The sequence below is a fragment of the Terrabacter sp. P5_B1 genome, assembly GCF_056400505.1.
In genome coordinates, this window is record NZ_JBFULD010000356.1 from 1 (window position 1) to 4,057 (window position 4,057).

4 protein-coding genes are annotated in these 4,057 nt (G+C 73.7%); 3 read left to right on the plus strand and 1 reads right to left on the minus strand.

Annotated features, from left to right (window positions below):
- A partial coding sequence (locus AC1DP0_RS19045; protein ID WP_478087524.1) for a hypothetical protein occupies positions 1 to 590 on the plus strand: 590 nt, incomplete at its 5' end.
- Between the two features lie 77 nt (positions 591 to 667).
- Positions 668 to 1,165, plus strand: coding sequence for an RDD family protein (locus AC1DP0_RS19050; protein WP_478087526.1), 498 nt, complete (start codon positions 668 to 670; stop codon positions 1,163 to 1,165).
- A 5-nt stretch (positions 1,166 to 1,170) separates the two neighbouring features.
- On the opposite strand, the gene AC1DP0_RS19055 is transcribed toward AC1DP0_RS19050, so the two are convergent.
- On the minus strand, positions 1,171 to 2,709 hold the full coding sequence (locus tag AC1DP0_RS19055; protein WP_478087528.1) for a DUF1269 domain-containing protein: 1,539 nt from the start codon (positions 2,707 to 2,709) through the stop codon (positions 1,171 to 1,173).
- 208 nt (positions 2,710 to 2,917) lie between these two features.
- Here AC1DP0_RS19055 and AC1DP0_RS19060 point away from each other — a divergent pair.
- Positions 2,918 to 4,057: hypothetical protein (locus AC1DP0_RS19060; protein WP_478087530.1), on the plus strand; the 1,140-nt coding region annotated here is incomplete at its 3' end.

Here is a 4,057-nt window from a genome sequence, read left to right on the forward strand (position 1 = left end):
CGCGGGTGGACCTCGAGCGGATCATCGACCGCATCGACGTGGATGCCGTCGTGGCGCGGGCCGACCTGGAGGCGGTGCTGCGCCGGGTCGACGTGGACGGTGTCGTGGCGCGGGTGGACCTGGAGCGGATCATCGACCGCATCGACGTGGATGCCGTCGTGGCGCGGGCCGACCTGGAGGCCGTGCTGGGCCGGGTCGACGTGGACGACGTCGTGGCGCGGGTGGACCTGGAGCGGATCATCGACCGCATCGACGTCGACGCCGTGGTGGGACGGGCCGACCTCGACGCGGTGGTCGCCAAGCTCGACCTCATCGCGCTCGCCGAGTACGTCGTCGAGGGGATCGACCTGCCCGGGATCATCCGCAGCTCGACGGGCTCGATGGCGTCCGAGGGCCTTCGCGAGGTCCGCCGGCAGGGGATCGGGGCCGACGAGCGGGTGGCGCACGTCGTGGACCGGCTCCTGCACCGACCCGAGCGGGCTCCCGGGTCGACGTACGAGGAGGCGGCCGGGGAGGGGCCACCCGGGGCGCCCGCCCGTCACAGGGCGCGCCCCGGGTCCGGTCCGGGTGACCCCGGTCTCGCGCACTGAGGACGGCCGTGCAACCGCCGGTGGGTCCACCGCGGGGCCCGATCGCGCGCATCGCGATCCCCTTGGGGGCGCGCTCGGTGCAGGGGCATYGCGCCGGCATCGTCACGCGGGTGCTGGCTGCGGGCGTCGATGCCTTCGTAGGCGTGGTCGCGGTCGCGCTGGGGTATGCCGGGGCCGTCGCCACGTACTTCGTGCTGGGTCCGCGCACGTTCAAGTTCCCCGACCCCGGCTTCGGCCTGCTGCTCCTGGCCTTCCTCGGGTTCCTGTTCTGCTACCTGGCGCTGGCCTGGGCGACCACCGGCCGCAGCTACGGGGGGCGCCTGCTCGGGCTGCGGGTGGTCGACTCGCACGGGGGGCGCCTGCGGATCTGGGTCGCCGTGRCCCGCGCCMTGATGTGCGTCCTCCTCCCCGTCGTGCTGCTGTGGGTGGTCGTCAGCCCCGAGAACCGGTCGGTCGCCGACATCCTGCTGCGCTCGTCCGTCGTCTACGACTGGGTGTCGGCATCGGAGCGGGACGCCGTCCCCGAGGCCGACGACGGTCCGGCGACCCCCGGTCCGGCGACACCCGGTCAGTGACGCTGTCAGGTGGCGAGGTACTCCCGGAGCGCGGCGTCCTGCTCCGGGGTGAGGTTGGTGTGGAGCAGGGTCGGGTGGTGGGCCAGGAACGCGTCCCGGACCTGGTCCACGTCGACGTCCGAGGTCATGACGAACAGGGCCGACGTGCCTGGCGTGACCTCGTCGCGGACCTCCTGGATGAACGCGTCGCCGATGCCCGCGTCGCGCAGTGACCCGCCCAGGGCACCGGCTGCGGCGCCCACGGCGAGCCCCAGCAGGGGCGCGAAGAAGATGATGCCGAGCAGCAGCCCCCAGAACGAGCCGCCGAGGGCACCGCTCGCGGTCGTGGAGAGCACCTGCGAGGCTCGCGGCCGGCGCGAGCCCCTCGGCCAGGTGACGACGGCGGCGTCGATGACCCGGATGGCGCCCCGGCGCTCCAGCTCGCCCAGGGTGTGGCTGGCCTCGTCGGCGCCGTTCTCGCTGTCGAAGCGCCAGACGGTGAGAGCCGCGCGCAGACCGGCGTCCTCCTCGCCGGTGGCCGGGGCGACGGTCCTCGGGGCGCCGCCACGACCGAGGTCGGCGAGCAGCCCGCGCAAGTCGGTCCGCAGCCGCGCCGGCAGGCCCCGCACGGAGAAGGGTTCGGGGCTCTCGTCCCCCGCGGGCACCCGGTCCGGCAGACGGGACACGTCGCGGTTGCGGAACAGGGTGTGGTTGACGGTCGACGCGCCGATGAGGATGCGGGCCAGCAGGTAGCCCCAGAGGAGCAGGGTGGCTGCCGCCCCCAGCGCGCCGTAGAGCTGCGACGAGCTGGCGATGCGGTTGACGAGGTAGTAGGCGCTGACGAGCTGCAGACCCTCGATGCCCAGCCCGATGACGACGGCGCCGGGCAGCAGGTCGACGACCGAGGCGTGGGCGGCGCGCGGGAGCAGGCTGAGCACGACCCAGCCGAACAGGGCGTAGAGCAGGACCATGAGGAGCGTGGCGACGAGCCCGAGCGCGTAGGCCACCGTGCGCAGCCAGTTGGCGGCGAGGGTCAGCGCGGCGGTCGGCAGCAGGAGGGCCACGACGACCGCCGCGGCCCGCGGCGACCGGTGCAGCCTGGAGACCGGCAGGTGCCAGGCGAGACTCGTGCCGATCCAGAGCGCCTTGGCGAGCCCCACCGAGGCCGAGTAGAGCCCGACGACGCCGATGAGCAGCAGGACCCAACGACCCTGTTGGGCTTGCGACGCGGCCTGGGCGATGGTCGCCGCGGTGAATCCGCCGAGACCCACGCCCGTCAGGTCAGCGTGCACCTGATCGGCGCTCGTGAAGCCGAGGAGCGCCACCACGACCAGCCCGGCAGGGAGCAGCCACAGGAAGAGCCGGAAGGCGAGGGCGCCCGCGAGCAGTGCACCTCCGGTGTTCCGGTCCTCCCGGAGCGCATCGATGACGAGCTTGACCGTGACGTGCTCGTCCCGGGCGGTGAGCAGGCGTCTGCCCGCCTGGGCCTGCAGGTCCCGGCCTCGGCCGAGGAGCTGGCTGGTCCGGGCAGGCCCCGCGGGCGGACGGTCGGGCTCCGGTGGCATGGCTCCCATGCTCGCCTCCCGGGCCGGCGCACACGTCATGCCCTCGGGGTGAGCTGGGGAGGTCGGCGCGGCATCGCGGCCGGGTCACCCTCAGAGCATGATGACCCGCCGCTACGACGGCGCGATGGTGGGCGGGTGGCCGGACCAGGTCGGTCGGACCGGCAGACACCGACTCGGTCGGCCAGTTACCGGAGTGCGGGGAGGCGTGATGAGTACGGACGATCCCAGAGCCGTCGCCAGCGGCGCAGCGGGCGAGTCGGGCGCGGCCGAGACGCAACCGGTGCCCATGCGGGACGTGGCCGCCCTCGAGGCCGAGATCGAGCGGCTCCGGCGTCGCAACGCCGAGCTGGAGTCGCCGACGGCCGTGCGGGCGCGACACGCCGCGCGGACCACCGCAGTGGTCATCCTCACCATCATCGGTGCGCTGTGCCTGACGCTCGCGGTGCCCGCCGTCTGGGCGCGCAACCAGGTCCTCGACACCGACCGCTACGTCACGACCATGGAGCCGCTCGCGTCCAACGCCGACGTCCAGGCCTCCGTCGAGGCGGCGGTGAACCGGGAGATCGCCGCCCGCGTCGACATCGGCGCCTACGTCGACCAGGCGCTCCAGGCGCTCCCACCCCAGGCCGCGCGACTCAAGGCCCCGATCGAGAGCGGGGTCTCCGGGCTCATCGGGACGGCGGTCCACAAGGCCGTGACGAGCGACGCCTTCGTCCAGCTGTGGACGGCCGCCAACCGAGCCGGCCACGCCGCCCTCGTCAGTCTCCTGACCGGGGAGAACCAGGGCACCGCCGTCACGGTGTCGAGCAACGGGGCCGTCGTGCTGAACGTCGGCCCGATCATCGAGCAGGTCAAGGCCCGGCTGGTGGCCGCCGGTCTCGGGATCGCGCAGAACATCCCGACGGTCGGCGCGACGATCGAGATCGCCCAGATCCAGGGCGTCGACAAGGCGCAGCAGGTCGTCCGCTGGCTCAACACCGCCGCGAACTGGCTGCCGTGGATCGGGCTGGTCGCGCTCGCGGGCGCTGTCGCGCTGGCTCGGGGCCGCCGGCGGCGCGCCCTGCTCTGGGTGGGGCTCTCGACGGCGATCGGGCTGCTGCTGCTGCGCATCGCGCTCGTCGTGCTGCGCGAGGTCTACCTCGACCAGATGCCGACCGACGTCATCACACCGCAGGCGTCGGCCTACATCTTCGACACGGTGACGCGGTTCCTCCGCGACGGCATCCGGCTGATCTTCATCCTCGCCCTGGTCGTGGCTCTCATCGCCGTCCTCCTCGGCCAGCGGGCCACCATCGGCCGCGGCGCCGGCCGCGCCACCAGGGCCGGGCGCAGTGCCTGGGACTCGCTC

Bases quoted from the DNA above. Each gene is read 5' to 3' on its own strand.
- AC1DP0_RS19055 (WP_478087528.1), bottom strand. From the start codon at position 2,709: ATGCCACCGGAGCCCGACCGTCCGCCCGCGGGGCCTGCCCGGACCAGC.